The sequence below is a fragment of the uncultured Nisaea sp. genome (assembly GCF_963974195.1).
Taxonomy (GTDB): Bacteria; Pseudomonadota; Alphaproteobacteria; order Thalassobaculales; family Thalassobaculaceae; genus Nisaea.
This window is the reverse complement of record NZ_CAXBDC010000050.1, coordinates 1-19,196: the sequence shown is the minus strand read 5'-3', so window position 1 is coordinate 19,196 and position 19,196 is coordinate 1. Positions and strand designations below refer to the sequence as shown.

21 protein-coding genes are annotated in these 19,196 nt (G+C 62.6%); 9 read left to right on the top strand and 12 right to left on the bottom strand.

Annotated elements, in window-relative coordinates; genetic code table 11:
- Nucleotides 1–9: 9 nt before the first annotated feature.
- The 3 genes from ileS to AAC126_RS12460 are packed head-to-tail and all read right to left on the bottom strand — an operon-like array spanning nucleotide 10 to nucleotide 4,259.
- A complete protein-coding gene (ileS, locus tag AAC126_RS12470) occupies nucleotides 10–2,817 on the bottom strand; it encodes an isoleucine--tRNA ligase (protein ID WP_339853799.1) in 2,808 nt (935 codons plus the stop codon).
- 41 nt (nucleotides 2,818–2,858) lie between these two features.
- Complete coding sequence (locus AAC126_RS12465; RefSeq protein ID WP_339853797.1) at nucleotides 2,859–3,791, bottom strand: bifunctional riboflavin kinase/FAD synthetase; 933 nt, start codon at nucleotides 3,789–3,791, stop codon at nucleotides 2,859–2,861.
- Between the two features lie 12 nt (nucleotides 3,792–3,803).
- Complete coding sequence (locus AAC126_RS12460; protein WP_339853795.1) at nucleotides 3,804–4,259, bottom strand: MaoC family dehydratase; 456 nt, start codon at nucleotides 4,257–4,259, stop codon at nucleotides 3,804–3,806.
- Nucleotides 4,260–4,396: 137 nt separating this feature from the next.
- Here AAC126_RS12460 and AAC126_RS12455 point away from each other — a divergent pair, with 137 nt between their 5' ends.
- The gene (locus tag AAC126_RS12455; protein WP_339853793.1) at nucleotides 4,397–5,170 is read left to right on the top strand and encodes a fumarylacetoacetate hydrolase family protein; all 774 of its coding nucleotides are present in this window, start codon (nucleotides 4,397–4,399) and stop codon (nucleotides 5,168–5,170) included.
- A gap of 12 nt (nucleotides 5,171–5,182) precedes the next feature.
- Here AAC126_RS12455 and AAC126_RS12450 read toward each other — a convergent pair whose 3' ends face one another.
- Together AAC126_RS12450 and AAC126_RS12445 are read right to left on the bottom strand one after the other, a co-directional pair.
- On the bottom strand, nucleotides 5,183–5,755 hold the full coding sequence (locus AAC126_RS12450) for a hypothetical protein (protein WP_339853792.1): 573 nt from the start codon (nucleotides 5,753–5,755) through the stop codon (nucleotides 5,183–5,185).
- A 72-nt stretch (nucleotides 5,756–5,827) separates the two neighbouring features.
- A complete protein-coding gene (locus AAC126_RS12445) occupies nucleotides 5,828–7,240 on the bottom strand; it encodes an amidase family protein (protein WP_339853790.1) in 1,413 nt (470 codons plus the stop codon).
- 200 nt (nucleotides 7,241–7,440) lie between these two features.
- On the opposite strand from AAC126_RS12445, the gene AAC126_RS12440 reads away from it, so the two are divergent.
- The 4 genes from AAC126_RS12440 to AAC126_RS12425 all read left to right on the top strand — a co-directional run bounded on the left by AAC126_RS12440 (nucleotide 7,441) and on the right by AAC126_RS12425 (nucleotide 10,460).
- Entirely contained in the window at nucleotides 7,441–8,451 is a 1,011-nt protein-coding gene (locus AAC126_RS12440) for an Ldh family oxidoreductase (protein WP_339853788.1), read from the top strand.
- Nucleotides 8,452–8,481: 30 nt separating this feature from the next.
- Complete coding sequence (locus AAC126_RS12435; RefSeq protein ID WP_339853786.1) at nucleotides 8,482–8,973, top strand: GNAT family N-acetyltransferase; 492 nt, start codon at nucleotides 8,482–8,484, stop codon at nucleotides 8,971–8,973.
- A 100-nt stretch (nucleotides 8,974–9,073) separates the two neighbouring features.
- A complete protein-coding gene (locus tag AAC126_RS12430) occupies nucleotides 9,074–9,910 on the top strand; it encodes a mechanosensitive ion channel domain-containing protein (RefSeq protein WP_339853784.1) in 837 nt (278 codons plus the stop codon).
- A gap of 163 nt (nucleotides 9,911–10,073) precedes the next feature.
- Nucleotides 10,074–10,460 (top strand): hypothetical protein, encoded by a 387-nt coding sequence (locus AAC126_RS12425; protein ID WP_339853782.1) that lies wholly within the window; start codon nucleotides 10,074–10,076, stop codon nucleotides 10,458–10,460.
- Between the two features lie 15 nt (nucleotides 10,461–10,475).
- On the opposite strand, the gene AAC126_RS12420 is transcribed toward AAC126_RS12425, so the two are convergent.
- From AAC126_RS12420 to AAC126_RS12405, 4 genes are all read right to left on the bottom strand, one after another.
- Nucleotides 10,476–11,120 (bottom strand): hypothetical protein, encoded by a 645-nt coding sequence (locus AAC126_RS12420; RefSeq protein WP_339853781.1) that lies wholly within the window; start codon nucleotides 11,118–11,120, stop codon nucleotides 10,476–10,478.
- Nucleotides 11,121–11,324: 204 nt separating this feature from the next.
- Entirely contained in the window at nucleotides 11,325–11,714 is a 390-nt protein-coding gene (locus AAC126_RS12415) for a hypothetical protein (protein WP_339853780.1), read from the bottom strand.
- An 81-nt stretch (nucleotides 11,715–11,795) separates the two neighbouring features.
- Nucleotides 11,796–12,245, bottom strand: a complete 450-nt coding sequence (locus AAC126_RS12410) for a hypothetical protein (RefSeq protein WP_339853778.1) — start codon at nucleotides 12,243–12,245, stop codon at nucleotides 11,796–11,798.
- A gap of 58 nt (nucleotides 12,246–12,303) precedes the next feature.
- Nucleotides 12,304–12,789 carry a response regulator gene (locus AAC126_RS12405; RefSeq protein ID WP_339853777.1) on the bottom strand — a complete coding sequence of 162 codons (486 nt, stop codon included), beginning with the start codon at nucleotides 12,787–12,789 and terminating at the stop codon, nucleotides 12,304–12,306.
- A 371-nt stretch (nucleotides 12,790–13,160) separates the two neighbouring features.
- Between AAC126_RS12405 and AAC126_RS12400 the strand changes: the two genes are divergently transcribed.
- Nucleotides 13,161–13,847, top strand: coding sequence for a gamma-glutamylcyclotransferase (locus tag AAC126_RS12400; protein WP_339853775.1), 687 nt, complete (start codon nucleotides 13,161–13,163; stop codon nucleotides 13,845–13,847).
- A gap of 85 nt (nucleotides 13,848–13,932) precedes the next feature.
- Nucleotides 13,933–16,344 carry an ATP-binding protein gene (locus AAC126_RS12395; RefSeq protein WP_339853774.1) on the top strand — a complete coding sequence of 804 codons (2,412 nt, stop codon included), beginning with the start codon at nucleotides 13,933–13,935 and terminating at the stop codon, nucleotides 16,342–16,344.
- Nucleotides 16,345–16,347: 3 nt separating this feature from the next.
- On the opposite strand, the gene AAC126_RS12390 is transcribed toward AAC126_RS12395, so the two are convergent.
- Nucleotides 16,348–17,160, bottom strand: coding sequence for an alpha/beta hydrolase (locus tag AAC126_RS12390; RefSeq protein WP_339853772.1), 813 nt, complete (start codon nucleotides 17,158–17,160; stop codon nucleotides 16,348–16,350).
- A 52-nt stretch (nucleotides 17,161–17,212) separates the two neighbouring features.
- Here AAC126_RS12390 and AAC126_RS12385 point away from each other — a divergent pair, with 52 nt between their 5' ends.
- A complete protein-coding gene (locus AAC126_RS12385) occupies nucleotides 17,213–17,527 on the top strand; it encodes a metalloregulator ArsR/SmtB family transcription factor (protein WP_339853770.1) in 315 nt (104 codons plus the stop codon).
- Here AAC126_RS12385 and AAC126_RS12380 read toward each other — a convergent pair.
- On the bottom strand, nucleotides 17,524–18,540 hold the full coding sequence (locus AAC126_RS12380) for a GNAT family N-acetyltransferase (RefSeq protein WP_339853769.1): 1,017 nt from the start codon (nucleotides 18,538–18,540) through the stop codon (nucleotides 17,524–17,526). The two genes, AAC126_RS12385 and AAC126_RS12380, sit on opposite strands and share 4 nt — an antisense overlap.
- Before the next feature lie 41 nt (nucleotides 18,541–18,581).
- Here AAC126_RS12380 and AAC126_RS12375 point away from each other — a divergent pair, with 41 nt between their 5' ends.
- Nucleotides 18,582–18,791, top strand: coding sequence for a hypothetical protein (locus AAC126_RS12375; protein WP_339853767.1), 210 nt, complete (start codon nucleotides 18,582–18,584; stop codon nucleotides 18,789–18,791).
- On the opposite strand, the gene AAC126_RS12370 is transcribed toward AAC126_RS12375, so the two are convergent.
- A partial coding sequence (locus AAC126_RS12370; RefSeq protein WP_339853765.1) for an NAD-binding protein occupies nucleotides 18,792–19,196 on the bottom strand: 405 nt, incomplete at its 5' end.

The following is a 19,196-nucleotide window of genomic DNA, read 5'->3' as shown; positions in this document are numbered from 1 at the left end:
CGGCACCGGTTATTCAGCCGCGGTTTCGAGCGAGCCGACCGCGTCCGCGCAGCGTTTGCAAACCGGCGGCTCGGCAACCTCGGGCAGAATTTTCCAGCAGCGCTCGCATTTGCCGCCGTCGGCCAGGGCCGGCACCACGGAGATACCGTCCACATCATCCAGCCGGAAAGCGTCGTCAGGGCCGGAGCCGGCAAGCAGCGTGGCATCGGACGTGATGAAAAGCTCGGCCGGGTCCAGCCCGTCGAATGCCTTCAGTGCGGCATCGCTGACATAAACCTGCGGGGCAGCCTGCAGGGAAGACCCGATACGCTTCGCGTTGCGTTCCAGCTCCAGCGCGCCGGTGACGACTCGGCGAACATTCCGGATCTCGGCCCAGCGTGCCGCGACTGCATCGTCGCGCCAGCCTTCCGGGGTTTCCGGGAAGGTCCGCAGATGCACGGATTCTTCCGGACCGGTTCCGCGTGTCGTCCAGGCCTCTTCCGCCGTGAAGCAGAGTACCGGCGCGAGCCAGGCGGTCAGCCGGTTGAACACCTCGTCCAGCACCGTCCGCGCGGCCCGGCGGCGGATCGAGTCCGGCCGGTCGCAATAGAAGCTGTCCTTGCGGATATCGAAATAGAAGGCCGAAAGATCGACGGCGCAGAAATTATGCAACTGGGTGAACAGCGCATGGAAGTCGAACGCCTCAATCTTCTCGCGGATCATGGCATCCAGCTCCCAGAGCCGGTGCAGCACCCAGCGCTCCAATTCCGGCATCTCGGCGACCGGCAGCCGCTCGGCCTCGGTGAAACCGTCGAGATTGCCGAGCAGATAGCGTAGCGTGTTGCGCAAACGGCGATACTGGTCGGCCTGATGCTTCAGGATTTCCTTGCCGACGCGCAGATCCTCGGAATAGTCCGAATTCACCACCCAGAGGCGCAGGATATCGGCGCCGCTCTGGCCGATGATGTCCTGCGGCGCCGTGATGTTGCCGAGAGATTTCGACATCTTGCGGCCGTTCTCATCCAGCACGAAGCCGTGCGTCAGCACCGCGTTATACGGTGCCCGGCCGCGCGTGCCGCAGCTTTCCAGCAGCGAGGAATGGAACCAGCCGCGATGCTGGTCGGAGCCTTCGAGATAGAGATCAGCCGGCCATTGCAGGTCCGGACGCTGCTCCAGCACGAAGGAGTGGGTCGAGCCACTCTCGAACCAGACCTCGACGATATCCATATTCTGCTCGTAATCGTCCGCGCTGTACTCGTTGCCGAGGAAACGGGAGGGCTCGCTGGAGAACCAGGCGTCGGAGCCTTCCTTTTCGAACACGTTGGCGATCCGGTCGATCACCGCCTGATCGCGCAGCATCTCGCCGGTCTTCTTCTCGACGAATACCGGGATCGGCACGCCCCAGGCGCGCTGACGGCTGATGCACCAGTCCGGCCGCTGCTCGATCATCGAGCGCAGGCGCGTCTGCCCGGCCTGCGGCACGAAGCGGGTCTCGTCGATCGCCTTCAGCGCCGTGTCCCGCAGATCGTTCGACTCCATGGAGATGAACCATTGCGGCGTGTTGCGGAAGATCAGCGGCGCCTTGGAGCGCCAGGAATGCGGATAGGAGTGAGTGATGCTGCCCCGCGCCAGAAGACCGCCCGCATCGCGCAGGATGGCGGAGATTTTCAGGTTATCTTCCAGCACATGCATGCCGGCGAAGACCGGGACGTGATCGTAGAAATAGCCGTCATCGGCAACCGTCTGCGGGATTTCCAGACTGTTCTCGTTACCGAGCACGAAGTCATCCGCACCGTGACCCGGGGCGATATGAACAAAGCCGGTACCGGCATCGGTGGTCACGAAATCGGCCAACAGCAGCGGCACGTCGTAATCGTAGCCCTGCCCGCGCATCGGATGCGCGAGGATGGAGCCGGCGATATCCGCGCCGGTCACGCGGGCCAGTTCGGTGACGCTTTCGATCTTCGCGGTCTGCTTGACGGACTCGAACAGATCAACGCCGACGACCAGCTTCTCGCCCGGTTTGGCGAGGCTGTTTTCACCGACCTCACCGACCTCGAAAACCACATATTCGAACTCTTCTCCCGCCGCCACCGCGCGGTTGCCCGGCATGGTCCAGGGAGTCGTGGTCCAGATCACCACCGCAGCCCCTTCAAGGGCCGGGTGCTTCGCTTCCACCACCGGGAAGCGGACATGGATCGTGACCGACTTGTGATCGTGATACTCGACCTCGGCATCGGCCAGCGCGGTCTTCTCGACCACGGACCACATGACCGGCTTGGCGCCCTTGTAGAGCCCGCCATTCATGATGAACTTGCCGATCTCGCGGGCGATCTGCGCTTCCGCCGGGAAGGTCATCGTCAGGTACGGCTTCTCCCAGTCGCCGGAGACGCCGAGCCGCTTGAATTCCTCGGTCTGGATATCGACCCATTTCTGGGCGAACTCGCGGCATTCCTTACGGAATTCGACGACCGGAACAGTGTCCTTGTCGAGCCCCTTCTCGCGGTACTGTTCCTCGATCTTCCATTCGATCGGCAGACCGTGACAGTCCCAGCCCGGCACGTAATTCGCGTCCTTGCCGAGCATCTGCTGCGAGCGGTTGATGACGTCCTTCAGCACCTTGTTGAGCGCGTGCCCCATATGCAGATTGCCGTTCGCGTAGGGCGGGCCGTCATGCAGGATGAACTTTTCGGCGCCCTCGCGGCTTTCGCGCAGCTTCTTCCGCAGGCCTATCTCTTCCCAGTGCGCCAGAATCTCGGGCTCGCGGGTCGGCAGGTTGCCGCGCATCGGGAAGTCGGTCTTCGGCAGAAAGACGGTCGTCTTATAGTCCACGCTCATCTGTTTTCTCTCTTGGCGGGCACTCTTCCGGCCCGCGCCTTTTATTCGGACAGTGTCTGGCGCGCGGCATCCGCGTCGCGCGCGATCTGCGCCTTAAGCTCGTCAAGGCCGCTAAATTTCATTTCCGGGCGGATAAAGTCAATGAATTGCACACGGAGTTTGCGCCCGTAAAGGTCGGGCGAGACGTCAAACAGGTTTACTTCGAGCAACGGACCCCGGTCATTCACGGTCGGACGGCGCCCGAAATTCGCCACCCCGGACCACCAGACGCCGCTCTCCTCGTCCCGCGCCCGGACCGCATAGACGCCATGCGCCGGGTGCAGGATGTCCTCAAGCTGCAGGTTCGCCGTCGGAAACCCGATCGTGCGCCCGCGCTGGTCTCCATGGATCACCGTCGCCGTCACGTCCCAGGGCCGGCCGAGCAGGGCCGCCGCGCCGCGCGGATCGCCTTCCTTCAGGCACTGCCGGATCCGGCTGGAGGAATAGACCGCGCCATCCTGCTCCGTCACCGGATCGATGACGCTGACCCCGAACCCGAGCCGGATGCCGTATTCCTGAAGCATCTCCGGCGTGCCGCGCCGACGATGGCCGAAAAAGAAATCATGGCCAATCACCACATGCCGCAACCCGAGACCCCGATGCAGAATACCGGTGATGAAATCCTCCGCCGAGACATGGGAAAATTCCATGTCGAAGCCCAGCTCGAACAGAATATTGGTGCCCAGAGCGGCAATGGCTTCCGCGCGCGCCGCAGCGGAGGTCAGCCGGAAAGCCGGGGCGTCCGGCTGGAACAACATGCGGGGATGAGGCTCGAAGGTGAGAACGGCAGAGGGCGCACCGGCAAGCCGCGCCGCATGCTGCGCCTGCCCGATGACTGCCTTGTGCCCGAGATGCACGCCATCGAAATTGCCGACCGCGGCGATTGCGCCCCGGTCATCGGTGGTTACGTCCGCAAGGCTACGTATGATCCGCATGATCCCGCCATCCTAGAGAGGACGGCTGGGTACCATGATCAGCGCATCCCCGTCGATCACCAACTGTTCATTCACCAGACACCGCGTGGCGAACAGGACCCGGCTTTTCTCCGTCTCGATCTTCACCACCTCGATCACGGCCTTGACCACATCACCGTAGCGAACCGGCGCGGTGAACTTCAAATTCTGCTTCAGATAGATGCTGCCCTGCCCCGGCATGACCGTGCCGAACAGCGTGGAAAAGAAGCCTGCCGAGATCATCCCGTGGGCGATCCGGTCCCTGAAGATCGTGCCGCGCGCATAATCCTTGTCGAAATGCAGCGGGTTCCGGTCTCCGGTTACCCTCGCGAACTCCTCGCCCATCGGCTCGGTCACTTCACGTTCGAACTCGGCCCGCATGCCGATTTCAAGATCTTCAAGAAAGTAGCGCCCGATCTTCTCCGGAGCGTGTGAAACGACTGGGGACATTTGGCCTCCGGAAGGACTGATTGTGCGTTGCAGCGCAGCAAACATATCCATGGAGGTTCTTCCTCTCAACTGCTTAGATACCCACAACGGTTTTGCTGAAAGAAACCGGTCTCGGGAATCAGGAGGAAACATTTCCCATGCTGGACATGGATACGTTGACGACACGCATACTGGCCGCCCGGCTGGACAACAGCATGCCCGCGCCGACGGAACAGTGGATCGGATCCGCGGATATCGATGATGCATATCGCGTCCAGCACGATGTGCTTGGAGAGATCGCCCGCCGCCAGGGTGCCAGGATCATCGGCCGCAAGGTCGGCTGCACGAACCAGTCCGCACGTGAGCTGCTTGGTCTCGACGGGCCCTTTCACGGCGCCTTGCTGTCGAACACCGCGATGGCGAGCCCGGCCCGGATCTCGCGCGGCGATTATCCCTTCATTGTTCTGGAACCGGAATTCGCCCTCCGGCTCGGCAAACCGCTCGGACCGGCGGCAACCCCGCACACGGCGGAGAGTGTCGCGGATGTTGTCGATGCGGTGCTGCCCGCACTGGAGATCGTCTCATCCTGTCATGAAGACTGGACCCGCACCGGACCGGCGCTGGTGATCGCCGACAACGGGTCCTCCTATGGCTGGGTACATGGCGAGCCGATCACGGACTGGGATGTCGACACCCTGATGGGCACCCAGGTCACGCTGCATGTCGATGGCAGGCAGGCCGCAGCAGGCAATGCCGGCAATGTCGATGGCGGACCGCTTGGCGTTCTGGCCTGGCTCGCCAACAGAATCCCCCTGGAAGCAGGCAGCTTCGTCAGCACCGGCACCACGACCAGCGTGCATTTCGGTGAGCGGGACGAACATGTGGAAGCCCGCTTCGGACCCTATGGCCGGGTCTCGGTCGACATCACCTGACCTCCGGCCCGCTTATTCCGGACGGCCGTCCAGCAGATCTTCCGGCGGGAAGGCGAGCGCCGTCCCCTGCATGCTGCAGGACAGGATGACATCCGGCTCGGCGCCGTGTCCGGGGCAAGGGAGCTTGACCACGCTCCACTCGGACGCCCGGCCATAACTGGTAACAATGCCCGCGTTCGTTCCGATGGCCGGCAGCGCGAGGATGTCCCTGTAAAACGGAATCAGGTTCGGCTCGGACACAGCAGGCGAGAAACTCAGCAATTTGCCTGTCTCATCCACTCCCAGCCTGTTCACCAGCTCCGTGCCCCAGAGCCTGCAACGCATCTCAAAAGGCGAGACGGAGACAATCTCGTCAATGTGAATCCAGCCGTGCCAGCCGGCGAAATCGTAAAAATCGAAAGCGGACCATGGCGGCAATTTTCCATCCCGCCATTTACCGCGCCAGATCTCGACGAAAGACGCCAGCGCGCCAAACCGTTCCGACGGCACATCGAGCGCATGCAGGCAGAACTGCCTGCCCGGAGACAGCAGCGGCGCGATGTAGGACTTCCAGAGTTTAGGCTTCACAGGCTCCTGCCGGCTCAACTTAATACTCTTCTATCCTACGCGAGCCGCCGCCCTCCGAACAGAACTCACCCCCGAAGACATCGAATGACGTCAAATCGGGTCAATCGGCACCGCTGTCGCATGACCAAGAGCTGTCTCGAGCAAGGCAGAGGCCGAGAGCAGGGCTGCCTCGCCACGCGGACCGGCCACGACCTGCAGGCCGACAGGCAAACCTTCAGAGGTGAATCCGGCCGGCATCGACAGTGCCGGGAAGCCCGTCAGCGTGATCGTATAGGCCATGGTCAGCCATTCGACGTAATTGTCGAACTTGTGCCCGTCGCATTCCTCGACATAACGCTGCTCGACCGGATAGGGCGCCACGCAGGTCGCCGGGGACAGCAGCAGATCGTAGGTTTCGAAGAAATCCACGGCCCGCTGGATATAGGCGCCGCGGGCAAGCTGAACGCGGGTGAAATCCTCAAGGCTGTAATCCAGCGCCTTCTCGATGTTCCAGATGACTTCCGGCTTCAGCTTGTCGCGATGTTCTTCCAAGAGCTTCCGCTTGGTCATGTAGAAGCCCTCCGCGCGCAGAGCCTGGAAGATATCCTGAACGTCATGGAAATCCGGATGCGCCTCCTCGACCTTCACGCCGAGGGACTCGAACCGGAGTGCGGCTTCCTCGCAGATTTTCGCGACTTCCGGATCCACCGGCGTGCAGCCGAGATCCCGCGAGAACGCGACCCGCTTCGGCAACCGCTGGGCCTTGACCGCATCGCTGAAACTCTCCAGCGGGGAGGCCAGCGAGATCGGGTCCCGCGGATGCTCACCCGACATCGCATCCAGCATCATGGCCACGTCGGTCACGTTCCGCGCCATCGGTCCCGCGACCGGCAGGTTTGAAAACGGCAGGCCGCCCGGTCCGCGGGCAACCCGGCCCGGGCTCGGCCGCATGCCGACGATGGAGCAGAAGCTGGCCGGATTACGCAGCGAGCCGCCAGTGTCCGAGCCCTGCGCCAGCCATGCCGTTCCGGACGCCAGTGCGGCGGCGGATCCGCCGGAGGATCCGGCAACGCTGCGCTCCTGGTTCCACGGGTTCAGCGTGGTGCCCAGTACCTCATTGAAAGTGTTTCCGCCTGCGCCGAATTCCGGCGTGTTCGCTTTCGCGTAAACCACACCGCCATTCTTTTCCAGCGTCTGCACGACAAGATCGGACTTATCCGGAATATGATCGGCGAAGATCGGCGAGCCGAACGTCGTGCGCACCCCTTTCACCTCTTCCAGATCCTTGATCGCGACCGGTATGCCCATCAGCGTGCCGCGCTCTTCCTTCGGCTTCTCCATCAGAGCCTTGGCCGCATCGCGGGCGCGCTCGAAACACAGGGTCGGCAGCGCATTGATCTTCGGCTCGACCTCGGCAATGCGGGTCTCGAGAGAGTCCAGCAGATCAAGCGGAGAGATTTCGTCCTTTGCCAGCAAATCCCGGATTTCGGTCGCGGTTTTCCAGATGAGGGTATTGTCTGACATAGGGACTCCAGTAGAAAAATACGCAGGTGAAGCGCGTGGCGGGAGCGACAGAGTACTCCAAACCGGCCCGGCTGCAATCCAAAGCCATAGCAGGGTATGTTGCCAATCCGGACAGGCCGGTCTCGTTGACAAGACTGAAGGCCCGTCGCAAGTTCAGCCTCTTCACATCTCCTCGGACAAACTCACCGGAGAATACCCCCATGCAGATTTCGCTCGACGCGCTGCAGACCCTGATCGCGACAGCTTTCGAGAACAGCAAGGTCGCTCCGGATACGGCACAGATCGTGGCGAAAGCCCTGGTGAGAGCGGAAGCCGACGGCATTTCCTCGCACGGCGTTGCCCGGGTCCCGCCTTATGCCGAGCAGGCGAAATGCGGCAAGGTCGACGGCTTCGCCAAGCCCTCCGTCAACCGACCGCGCCCGGCCGTGATCAATGTGGACAGCCATATCGGCTTTGCCTTTCCGGCAATAGAACTTGGCCTGAAGGACGGCATCGAAGCCGCGAAGGAAAACGGCGTTGTCGCTGTCGGCTTTGCCCATTCCCATCATTTCGGGGTTGCCGGACATCATGTGGAAGACGCCGCGGATGCCGGTCTCGTTGCCCTCGCTTTTTCCAACACGCCCGCCGCCATCGCTCCCTGGGGCGGCAAGCGCGCGCTCTATGGCACGAACCCGATCGCCTTTGCCTGGCCGCGTTCCGGCACGGCGCCGATGGTTATCGACCTCTCCGTCTCCACGGTGGCGCGCGGCAAGGTGACCCTCGCGGCGAAAACCGGGCAGGCCATCCCCGACGACTGGGCGCTCGACGCGGACGGCAATCCGACCACCGACGCACAGGCGGCCCTTTCCGGCACCATGACCCCGCTCGGCGGCACCGGCGCCGGCGCCAAGGGAGCCGCCCTCGGCCTGATGGTCGAGTTGCTCTGCGGCGCGCTCACGGGGTCCAATTTCGGCTACCAGGGCACATCCTTCTTCGAGCCCACCGGCGCACCGCCTTCCATCGGCCACATGATGATGCTGTTCGACCCGGCGGCATTCGGCGGCGCGGACAGCTTCGGTCCCCGGGCAGAGGAACTGTTCGGAGAAATCCTGTCACAGGACGGCGCCCGGTTGCCCGGCGACCGCCGTCTGAAACTGCGCGAGGCGGCAGCACGCGACGGCGTGGAGATCCCCGACGCGTTGCTCGAGGACATCAAGTCCCGCGCTTCCTGACCCTTCACGCCCGCTTTATAGGAACCGGCCATGACCGACACGATTGCTATTCGCCACGCCACCCGCGAAGACGTTCCCCAGATCTACACACTGGTGCGCGGGCTCGCGGATTATGTGAAGGAAGCCCATCTGCTGAAAGGCACCGAGGAGGATTTGCTGAGAGACGGTTTCGGCGATCAGCCCCGCTTCAAATGCCTGGTTGCCGATGACGGCACCGGCACGCTTCTCGGCACGGTGATTTATTCCGCCAACTACTCGACATGGGTCGGCCGGTCGACCTGCTACATTGATGATTTCTTCGTCTCCGACAAGGCCCGCGGCAAGGGCCTTGGCCGGCGCCTCATGGCAGCAGTCGCAGCCGAGGCCCTGGCGGAAGGACACGGCCGGATATCGCTGACCGTGCTGGACTGGAATCCGGCCCGCGAGGCCTATCACAGCCTCGGCTTCGAGCATGAGGAAAGCTCTCTGCGCTATACGGTGTCGGGCGAGGCATTAAACAGGCTGGCCGCTTCGGCGGACTGATCCTGCGCCTCATGACTTGACAGCTTTGGCCCGTTGACGACCAATTCCCCAGTGACAACCAATTCACAGTACAGTTTTCGACAAATGGAGGGTTTGCCCCATGAATATCGACGTCGCCGGTGAAGTGAACGTTCTCTGGGAAGAAACCCAGGTAATGCTGGCCACCTACGGTTTCGATGTCGTGGGCGCCATCCTGATCCTTCTGTTCGGCTGGATCCTCGCCGGCTGGGCTGGACGCGCCACGCGCAGTGCCGTGGACAAGATCGCCTGGATGGACGGAACGGTCAAACCGCTGATCGCCTCCGTCGTCCGTTACCTCGTGGTGATCATCACGGTCGTCGCGGTACTGAACCGGTTCGGCGTGGAGACTACCAGCATCATCGCCGTTCTCGGCGCTGCCGGCCTCGCCGTCGGCCTCGCCCTGCAAGGCACACTCAGCAATGTCGCCGCCGGCGTGATGATCCTGTTCCTGCGCCCCTTCAAGGTCGGCGACTATGTGAGCGCGGGCGGCACTGGCGGTACCGTGGCCGAGGTCGGGCTTTTCACCACCGAGCTGACCACACCGGACAATGTCTTCATCTCGGTGCCGAACAGCCAGATCATCAACAGCGCCGTCAGCAACTTCTCCCGGCATTCGACCCGGCGCATCGATATCGTCGTCGGCATCGGCTACAGCAGCAATATCGACACGGCCTTCGGCGCCCTGATGAAGCTTGCCGAAGCCGATGAGCGGGTGCTTGCCGACCCGAAACCCGAGGCGACCGTGCGCGCGCTGGCCGACAGCTCCGTCAATATCGGCCTGCGGTTCTGGGTCAATGCGGGGGATTACTGGCCAACCCTGTTCGCCTTCAACAAGGCCGTGAAGGAAACCCTCGACGCCAATGGCATCGAAATTCCGTTCCCGCAGCGCGTGGTCGAAATGCGGAACGCAAAATAGACCCGACGCCATTGTTCCATATGCCGGAGTTCCATATGCCGGGCGCGGCGCACGTCTCCGAAGCGCCCGGCCTCTCTCGGGCCGCACGTTAACGGATGCGCGTTTTGAGGCGATTATGCTATTGTTCGGAAACGGAAACGGTCCCCGGGTAGGCAGGTAACGCATGGCTAAGGACTACGCCCAGACAAAAGCCCTCGAAGCACTCGAGGCGACAGGGAACAATCGTCGTGAGTCCGCCTTGCTGCTCAGGGTCTGGGCGGAGAGCGACGACAAGCTGAAATCCGCGCTTGTCGCCCCGTTTCTGAACAATCTCTGTGCCCTCGCCGTGCAAAGGGCCCTGTCCAGTCACACTGGCCGCCGGAAACCCGCGAGCAAACGCGCACGCCCGAAGGACAATGCCGCAACGCTTCTGGAAGCGATCAGCAAGTCTGGCGCCCAGACCATGTCGAGCACCCGCAACTCCGCACCGCCTCCGCAGGCCGGCAGCGCCCGCCATAAACAGGCGGTGACCCTTCTGGCAGCCGCCTTCAAGCCCAGCGGCAAATCCTGAAGCTGAAGACGCTCCTTATTTGGGGCGCGCTTCAACCATGTTTTCATAGAGATTGGCGAGATAGGTCGGGTCCGCACCGATACTGACCTGCTGGTTCGTCTTGGTGCGAATTTCCGCGGTTTCCGCGACCCCGGCGGAGACCATCTCGGGAGTCGGCTCGTCCGGAACGACAACCTGGCCGTTCTTGATCAGCCCGGCCAGCATATCCTGGGAATGCTTGCGGAATCGCTGGAACGAGGAATCCATGCCGCCACTGTCGCGGCGCGCACGCGGATTGGAAGCGCGCGACAAGGCCATCGAAAAGATGTCGAGGATCAGGTTCGGGTTATAGGTCTCGAGCCAGCCATCGACCATGGCGCCGAAGACGGCTTCGACATAAACCCGCGCACCGCGCTGCCCCATCAGGCCGCCGGCGAGCGTCTTGTCGGCCCCGGCAATCATGGCGTCCGTCGGCTCTTTCGGGACGATCGCAAAGCCTGCCAGTTCAAGAGACTGAACGACGCCTTCGCTGTCTTTCTTGTATTTTTCCCACTCGTTCTCGATCAGGAACGAGCCCAGGATATCGACTTCATCATTCTGGACACGGTTCAGGAACCGCGCGAATTCTTTGGCAACATGTTCAACGACGACGAACTGTTGCACCGGCTCCCTGCCGCGCATCACTAACTCCTTAACAGGACCGGCTCGCTCAACCGGTCAATTACCAGCCCTATATTTAAATAGATCGCAGCCACGTCCAGAAAATCAAAATTATATTCAAATTGCGCCAAACACTAGCCGATCCGGACATTGAAAAACAATGCCGATCATACAAAACAGCCAGATCTGGAGGACGGACCGGCATGGCGGCCCATGCCCGGCTCGCTAACGGGTTGTGCGGGACAGAAACCGTGGCGGCGACTGCATGTCTCCACCGGCATCCTGTTTTCGTGCCGAACGCGCAGCCGGACGCGCCTGGCGCTGCGGCACATCCATATCGCGCCAATCCCGCTCGGTTCCGAACGGCGCGACTTCGCCGAGCTCTTCCCGGATGATCGCATGCGCCAGATGTTCGGCGGCCGAACCGATGTCGCTGCGCTGCCAGTCCGGCAGGGCATCGAACGCGGCACGGGCCATGAAACGATCGATCTGCTTGCCCGACGTGTAGGCTCGCCGGATTTCCCGGGTAACCTTGTCGGACGGGCCCAATTTCTCGGAAACCGTATCCGAAAGGATGCCCAATGCTTTGCGGTCCGTTCTGTCGAAGTCGGCCATCGAAGGCTCCAGTCAAATGCGTGCTGCTAAGATAAGGGCACGGCGTCCTTCTGTCACCGGCTTCTGTTACCGGTTTTACATTCAGCCAAATTTCTTGACCGCCATCCTGAGACCGCTGAGCACCTGATCTTCCAGAATCCCGCCATTATCCGTGATCCGGTCCGCGATCACGACATACATGGCATCGATATGCAGCTGCAGGATTTCAAACTGGATACGGCCCAGCGTCTGACGTCCGGTCACGAAATCATTCAGGGTCGTCGCGATCAGACTGAGCACCTGATAGCCGATCGTGCCGCCCATGCCCTTGATCTGCAGACTCTCCTCGAACACCAGATGCAGCAGATCCGTATCGCTCATCTGGCCATCGACCCGGGCCTGGGTGCTTGCCCGCAATTTGCGCAGACGGGCCGCGAGATCCACCACGAACCGCTCACGGGACTCGTTGACCACATCCTCAAGACGGCGCAGGAGAGCCGGGTTGAGGCGCAGATCCAGACCGGTCGTGCTGCTGGCGGCACGCTGGGTCAAATCCTCCGCCGGAGGCAAGAGCTTCGATTTTGCCGCAGTCAATTCGACACCCTAGCCGCTACTCCCGCCGATCCTGCCCATCGAATGGCACCTGACGTCGACGTCTATCGGGACCAAAATATTTATTAGTGTCTACGAAAGCGCGTGGACGCGCAACGATACCAACCATGCGCCGGTAAAAACCCTCAACGCCATATGGCTTTGCAATAAACTCCGTGACACCCGCGTCACGGGCCTCGAAGACATGCTCCTTGGCGGACATCGCGGACATCACCAGAATCGGCATCTGCTTGGACGCCCTGGTTTTTCCGTCACGCACCGCACGGATGAGATCAAGACCACTGCGCGGCGGCAAATGGAGTTCGGTCAGCAGCACATCGACGGAACCGGAGCCCAGAACCTCCAGCCCCTCGTCGAAATTGTGCGCCACGAACACCGTCTTCGCCCCCATTGTGAGCAGCAGGTCGCGCGCCAGATCGGCCGAAAGCGCATTGCCGTCAACGATCAAAAAATGGACTTTGCTGAAGTCTACTTTCTCCGCCATGGACGGATACGCCCTCCCCCGAAAATCTGTCTATACCGCAAAACCAAGGTGATCGCGCGGCCGGACTATAAAAATGTCCGTGCTGGTCCGTAAAACCTCTACGCACGATCCGTACCAAATCCAGTCCCGGCGGCTCTTTCCCGCCCGCCGGCACGGTTCCGCATATCTTGAAAACAGGATCGGGACAGGGTCCGGCGAACGCCGCGCGCGCCACCGCAACACGGAGAAAATTCGCGCATTCAGTGTGACATGCACACGCGTTTGTGACCATCACCCCGCCGCCGGGCCGGCCCCCATTCGGTTCAATTTCGAACAAGACCGATCCGCGTGCCGGACTTGCCGGACGCAACAAGTCCGCTAGGGTCAGTGACATGGCAGACCAGCAGCATATCCCCCTTACGCGCGACACGATCCGCTCAGGCCATATCCGTGACCTGATCCGGCAGCACGCGACGACCTACAAAGTCCTGTCCGACGAAGAGCTCGACGCGTCCCTTGCGTCGATGTTCCCAAGCGGCGCACCGGAGACCGATGTCTGGTTGTTCGGATACGGCTCGCTGATCTGGAACCCGTCCATTCATTTCGCGGAACAATGCTGCGCCACCGCCCGTGGATATCACCGGCGGTTCTGCCTGCAGACACATCTCGGCCGGGGGTCGCCAGAGGTGCCGGGGCTGACACTGGCTCTGGATCGCGGCGGCTGCTGCCGTGGCGTCGCCTTCCGTATCCCGAAGGAAAGTGCCGCCGAGGAACTCGGCATCGTCTGGCGCCGCGAAATGGTGAGCGACGCCTATATCCCGCGCTGGCTCTCCATGACCGGGCCGGATGGCCCGTTCAAGGCGCTCGGCTTCGTGATGAACAGGAAGCATGTGCGCTATGTCGGCCAGCTCACGGAAGAGGAGATGGCCCGGACCATCGAACGGGCCAGCGGCTTTCTCGGCCCCTGCTCGGACTATCTTTTCAATACGGTCGAGCATCTCAATGAGTTGGGGATGCCGGATCAGGGCCTGACCCGCCTGCGCGACCGGGTTGTCGAGATTCGCGCAAGCGGAGACTAGCCGGAATAATCCTTGCGGGATTAAGGTCTTTCACCTGTCACGGCCCGGCGGAACCCCGCAGGGTCGGTTTCGGAGGAATGCGACCATGTCCGTGAAGCCTCTCGCCGCGAAAGCGCTCTACACCAGAACCAGCCTCAGATCGCTCTCGATCGAAAGCACCGACGGCCTTGAGGATATCGAGGCCCTGATCGGCCAGGAACGAGCCCTCGGCGCGGTCCGCTTCGCTGCCCGGATGCAGCAGCGCGGCTACAATCTCTTTGTCATCGGGCCGAAAGGCTCCGGCAAGCACATGGCGGTGAAACGCTTCCTGGAACAGCGCAGGGCCGAACTCAAGGCGCCGAGCGACTGGGTTTATGTGCATAATTTCGAAGATCCCTATACGCCGACGGCCATCGCCTTGCCCTCCGGCCGGGGAGAGACCTTCCGCCGCGCCATGCATGCCCTGGTAACCGACCTGAAGGCGGTGATCCCAACGCTGTTCGAAAGCGAGGATTACCGGCTGCGGGTCGATGCCGTGAACAAGGATGCCGCTGAAAAGCAGCAGGCCGCGCTCAAGACCGTCAACGAGCAGGCCGGCAAGCACGGGCTGACCCTGATCCGCACGGAGCAGGGCTTCGGTTTCGCGCCGCTTTCCGGCAAGGAACCGATGGCGCCGGAAACCTTCCAGAAACTCCCGGAAGCCTCCCGGAAACGCTATCAGGACGCGACCCAGACAATGATGGAGGAGTTGCAGAAAACCCTGCGCTCCCTGCCGATGGTCGAACGCGATCGCCAGCGTGCCCTGATGAAAATCGGGCGCGACACCGCCCGCCGGGTGATCACCGAGGAGATCGCGGATGTCGAAAAGGAAATGGCCGCGGCCGATGCCGCGCTGACGCACCTGAAGGCTGTTGCCGAGGACATGGTCGAGCATGTCGGCCTGTTCCTGCGCGCCGAGGACAAGGGGCCGGACACCCCGTCCAACGGCCCCGGCGAGGCGGCCGTCGATAGCGACCCGCTGCACCGCTATCAGGTCAACGTGCTGGTCTCGAACCGGCCGTCGGGCGGCGCGCCGGTGGTGGTGGAAGACAATCCGGCGCTGGGGAAACTGGTTGGCCGGATCGAGCATTACGCCCGGATGGGAACGCTCGTCGCGGACTTCTCGCTGATCAAGCCCGGTGCCCTGCATTGCGCGAATGGCGGCTTCCTGCTGATCAATGCCGACAAGCTGCTGCTCAACCCGATGAGCTGGGAAGCCTTGAAGCGGGCATTGTACGCGGAGAAGATCACCATCGAGGCGCCGAACATGACCGCCGCGACGGCAACCGTGGTGTCGCTGCAACCGGACCCGATCCCGCTCGACCTGAAGATCGTGCTGTTCGGGGATTACCGGCTGTATCTCGCCCTTTCGGCCGCCGATCCGGACTTCCAGGATCTGTTCAAGGTCGCCGCCGACTTCGAGGAGATCATCGAGCGAACCCCGGAGAACGATGCCCTCTTCGCCCGGCTGATCGCCACCATTGCCCGCAATAACGAGCTGCGCCCGTTCGCCAGCCCTGCCATTGAGCGGGTGATGGAGCATGCGGCACGGCTGGCCGGCGACGCGGAACGCATGTCGACCAGCGTCGGCCAGATTGCCGACGTGATGCGGGAGGCGGATTATTTCGCCATCGAGGAAGACAAAACCACGGTCATCCGTGCCCATGTGGATCAGGCCATCGCCGCGCAAATCCACCGGGCCGACCGCATCCGCGAGCGGACGATGGAGCAGATCACCCGCGGCACGGTGCTGATCGACAACGACGGCGCCAAGGTCGGGCAGGTGAACGGGCTCTCGGTCCTCTCCATCGGCACTTTCGCCTTCGGCAAGCCAAGCCGGATTTCCGCCACGGTCAGGGTCGGCGCCGGGCGGGTGATCGATATCGAGCGCGAGGTCGAGCTGGGCGGCCCGCTGCATTCCAAGGGCGTGATGATCCTGTCCGGCTATCTCGCGCAGAATTTCGCCGCCGATGCTCCGATGGCGCTGGCCGCGACGCTGACCTTCGAGCAATCCTATGGCGGCGTCGATGGCGACAGCGCCTCCTCCGCTGAACTCTACGCCCTGCTCTCGGCGCTTTCCGGCTTGCCGATCGACCAGTCCTTCGCCGTTACCGGCTCTGTGAACCAGATGGGCGAGGTGCAGGCCATCGGCGGGGTGAACGAGAAGATCGAAGGCTTCTTCGATGTCTGCGCGGCACGCGGCCTGACCGGCAAACAGGGCGTGATGATCCCGGCCTCGAACGTGAAGCACCTGATGCTGCGCGCGGACGTGGTCGAGGCCTGCAAGGAGAAGAAATTCCGCATCCTGCCGATAACCACGATCGCGGAAGGGATCGAGGTGCTGACAGGCAAGAAGGCCGGCAAGCGCGGCGCCGGCGGGAAATATCCGTCGGGCAGCGTCAATCGACTGGTGGAAGACCGACTGATCGAGTTCGCGGCCCTGCGGGCAAAAGCGGCGGCGCGAGCCCGGGAGGAGTGATACTCAGGCACCCTGCCGAAGCATGGCGGCGACAATCGTTTCCGGCCGGTCCTCCTGCACCAGATGGCCTGCTTCGGGCACCTGTATGAGCGGCTGGCCGGAGATCCGGCCCGCCAGATCCTCACCCTTGGCCAAAGGTATCCATTCGTCCCGCTCGCCCCAAAGCACCGTGACCGGACACTCCAGCAGCTCATACAGAGGCTCGACCTCATCGGTGAAGCGCTGATCCATCTGGGCGATCTGACGATAGAAAGCCGGCTGCCCGACCGGTCCGCGCCAGGGCGCGGCGTAGACTTCCAGCGCTTCTTCGGAGAGCGGCTGGTGCGCGGCGGTCTGCAGATAGGCCCGCAGCATCGCCTCATGCATATAGGCCGGCATGCCGGAGAAAGCCGCTTCGTGCTGGCGCACATGCTGCACGAAGGGCGATCCCCAGGGGGCAAGCGCCACCGCGTCGAAGATCGTCAGGGAGGCATAGCGCAGGCCGTTCAGGAAATAGCCCCGCAAGGCCGTCGCCCCGCCGAAATCATGCGCCAGAACATGCGGGCGCTCCAGCCCCCATTCCTCAAGCAACGCGGCCAGAACGTGGTTCTGCACACCGAGTGAAACATCCTGCCCGTCACGCTTCTCCGAGAGGCCATAGCCGACCAGATCGAAATAATGGACGGCCCAGCGATGCGTCAGCTGCGGAATAATCCGGCGCCAGACCTGCGATGAAAACGGCGTGCCGTGAATGGCGACAAGCGCTGGGCCGGTGCCCATCCGGCCCCACCGGATCGTGTCGCCATTCACCATTGTGCTTTCGGGCAGGTCGAGCATGGTTGTCGTTTTCCATATAGTCATTTAGCGAATTGACTATATGATAGACCACATGGATCGTTCAACACAGATCAAGGCACTGGCCAGCGAGCCCCGGATGAAAATCCTCAGCCTGCTGGCAGAGCCGGGCACGCATTTCGGCGAACAATGGTCCGCTGATCCGGTGGAGTTCGGGGTCTGCATGACCCTGATCGCGGACGCACTCGGCGTTGCCCAGCCGACGGCCAGCCGGCATCTGGATCTGTTGCGGCAGGCCGGGTTCATCACCGTCCGGCGGCATCAGAAATGGTCCTACTGCAAGCGGGACGAGGCGGTCATCGGCGCGTATATCGATTGGCTGACACGGCACCTGAAAGCGACGGCCTAGAGATACGTCCCCGCCAGCGTCACCAGCTCACCGCCAACACCGAGTTTGAAGCGGGAGACGCCAGGCATGTGCAGACCGTCGACCCCGCCGAGATCGAGCCATTCGACACCAACTTCCTTCAGCTTGGTGATGGCTTTCCAGAGCAACAGGTTGTGGGCCTGTTTCTCGCGCCCTTCCACACCGGTCCAGCCGACATAATAAGTCGCGGAAGTGCCGTGCCGGACGGTCAGGATCGCAGCGATCGGTTCGCTGCCGACATAGGCGGTGAAAACCTGCGTCGCCCGCTTGTCCCGTCCGCTATCGGCGATGGCGGCAACGAAGGCGCCCGCCGGTGCCCGGAACTTGCGCCGCTTCCTGTGCTGGTCGTGCCGGGCCAGCAGCCATTCCATCGGCGCACCGCCAAAACCGCTGCGTACCCGGATCGGCTCCGCTTCCGCGAGTTTGAGCTGGTTGCGCCATTTCATGTGCAGCCCCGCCCGCAACGCCTCCAACTCCGGACGCAGATCGAGCCAGACGGTGCTGTAGCCGGTCACCATCGGGCGCATGCCGATGCCGCGCAGAAGCGCATCGCTCTCCGCCCCCGCAGGCAATTCCGGCGTCATGAAAAAGAGATTGAGCTTCGCGACCGGATAGCGCTGCTTGATCAGCCGGAAGATCGCCGCCCGCTCCGTGTCGGTAACATCCGCAAGGAAGACCGGCCCGCGCGTCAGCTTGGCGATGCGGAAACCGCCCGGGAAGCGCCATTCAAGGATCAGGGCAAGCGCCACCCGCTCCGGGCCACGCATGAAGACCGCCGTGACAGGGGTATAGGCGGAAGCACGCGACATGGCCATGCCATAGGCGGAGGATTGCTCCAGCGCCGAACGGTCCGCCTTCGCGATCAGTTCGTCCCAGCGCCGCTGATCGACCGCGTCCCAGAGCGCGACGATACCGTCCTGCTCTTCACCGCGCTTGTCTTTCAGTGGCCGGTCGCTTTTCTCTTTGGCTTTCTGGGCTTTGGCGGCAGCCGCCATTCAAGGTTCCCCCGTCCCCGTTCCGAGGCTAGTCTTAGCCCATGTCCGTGCTCGCACAATTCAAAAAGCCGCCCGTGATTCACGGCCACCGGATTCCCGGCCGCCGCTTCACACGCTGGGCCGCGCTCTATTTTACCGGCTTCGTCGCCCTGCCGATCCTCGGCGTCTCGCTGCTGCTCGACCTGATCGGCTATCTGCTGGCGGTGAAGCTGTTCGGCGCGTCCTGCTACGGGCTGCTCTGCCTGCTCTGATTAGCCGTCCTTGGCTTCAGGCAAATCGATCCCGGCGAGTTTCTGGAACACCTTGATGACGGCGGAATCATCTTCCTTGCCAAGTCCGGCTGCCGCCGCACCAAGGAACTGCTGGTGCGCTGCCGCGGAGAGCGGCAACGGGAAGGTCAGCTCCTTGCCCGTCTCCAGCACGATGCCGAGGTCCTTCACGAAGATATTCACGGCACTGAGCGGCGCGTAGTCGCCATCGAGGATATGCGGCACCCGGTTGTTGAACATCCAGGACGCACCGGCGGAGTTGGAAATCACCTCGAACAGGTCTGCCGGCGCCACACCCGCCCGGATACCGAGCGCCATGGCTTCTGCCGCCGCCGCGATATGCACACCCGCGAGCAACTGGTTGATGGTCTTCACGGTCGAGCCCGG

Excerpts from the sequence above, each read along its gene's own strand:
- ileS (WP_339853799.1), bottom strand. The coding sequence starts at position 2,817 with ATGAGCGTGGACTATAAGACGACCGTCTTTCTGCCGAAGACCGACTTC.
- AAC126_RS12465 (WP_339853797.1), bottom strand. The coding sequence starts at position 3,791 with ATGCGGATCATACGTAGCCTTGCGGACGTAACCACCGATGACCGGGGC.
- AAC126_RS12460 (WP_339853795.1), bottom strand. The coding sequence starts at position 4,259 with ATGTCCCCAGTCGTTTCACACGCTCCGGAGAAGATCGGGCGCTACTTT.
- AAC126_RS12455 (WP_339853793.1), top strand. The coding sequence starts at position 4,397 with ATGCTGGACATGGATACGTTGACGACACGCATACTGGCCGCCCGGCTG.
- AAC126_RS12445 (WP_339853790.1), bottom strand. The coding sequence starts at position 7,240 with ATGTCAGACAATACCCTCATCTGGAAAACCGCGACCGAAATCCGGGAT.
- AAC126_RS12440 (WP_339853788.1), top strand. The coding sequence starts at position 7,441 with ATGCAGATTTCGCTCGACGCGCTGCAGACCCTGATCGCGACAGCTTTC.
- AAC126_RS12435 (WP_339853786.1), top strand. The coding sequence starts at position 8,482 with ATGACCGACACGATTGCTATTCGCCACGCCACCCGCGAAGACGTTCCC.
- AAC126_RS12430 (WP_339853784.1), top strand. The coding sequence starts at position 9,074 with ATGAATATCGACGTCGCCGGTGAAGTGAACGTTCTCTGGGAAGAAACC.
- AAC126_RS12425 (WP_339853782.1), top strand. The coding sequence starts at position 10,074 with ATGGCTAAGGACTACGCCCAGACAAAAGCCCTCGAAGCACTCGAGGCG.
- AAC126_RS12420 (WP_339853781.1), bottom strand. The coding sequence starts at position 11,120 with ATGCGCGGCAGGGAGCCGGTGCAACAGTTCGTCGTCGTTGAACATGTT.
- AAC126_RS12415 (WP_339853780.1), bottom strand. The coding sequence starts at position 11,714 with ATGGCCGACTTCGACAGAACGGACCGCAAAGCATTGGGCATCCTTTCG.
- AAC126_RS12405 (WP_339853777.1), bottom strand. The coding sequence starts at position 12,789 with ATGGCGGAGAAAGTAGACTTCAGCAAAGTCCATTTTTTGATCGTTGAC.
- AAC126_RS12400 (WP_339853775.1), top strand. The coding sequence starts at position 13,161 with ATGGCAGACCAGCAGCATATCCCCCTTACGCGCGACACGATCCGCTCA.
- AAC126_RS12395 (WP_339853774.1), top strand. The coding sequence starts at position 13,933 with ATGTCCGTGAAGCCTCTCGCCGCGAAAGCGCTCTACACCAGAACCAGC.
- AAC126_RS12390 (WP_339853772.1), bottom strand. The coding sequence starts at position 17,160 with ATGCTCGACCTGCCCGAAAGCACAATGGTGAATGGCGACACGATCCGG.
- AAC126_RS12385 (WP_339853770.1), top strand. The coding sequence starts at position 17,213 with ATGGATCGTTCAACACAGATCAAGGCACTGGCCAGCGAGCCCCGGATG.
- AAC126_RS12380 (WP_339853769.1), bottom strand. The coding sequence starts at position 18,540 with ATGGCGGCTGCCGCCAAAGCCCAGAAAGCCAAAGAGAAAAGCGACCGG.
- AAC126_RS12375 (WP_339853767.1), top strand. The coding sequence starts at position 18,582 with ATGTCCGTGCTCGCACAATTCAAAAAGCCGCCCGTGATTCACGGCCAC.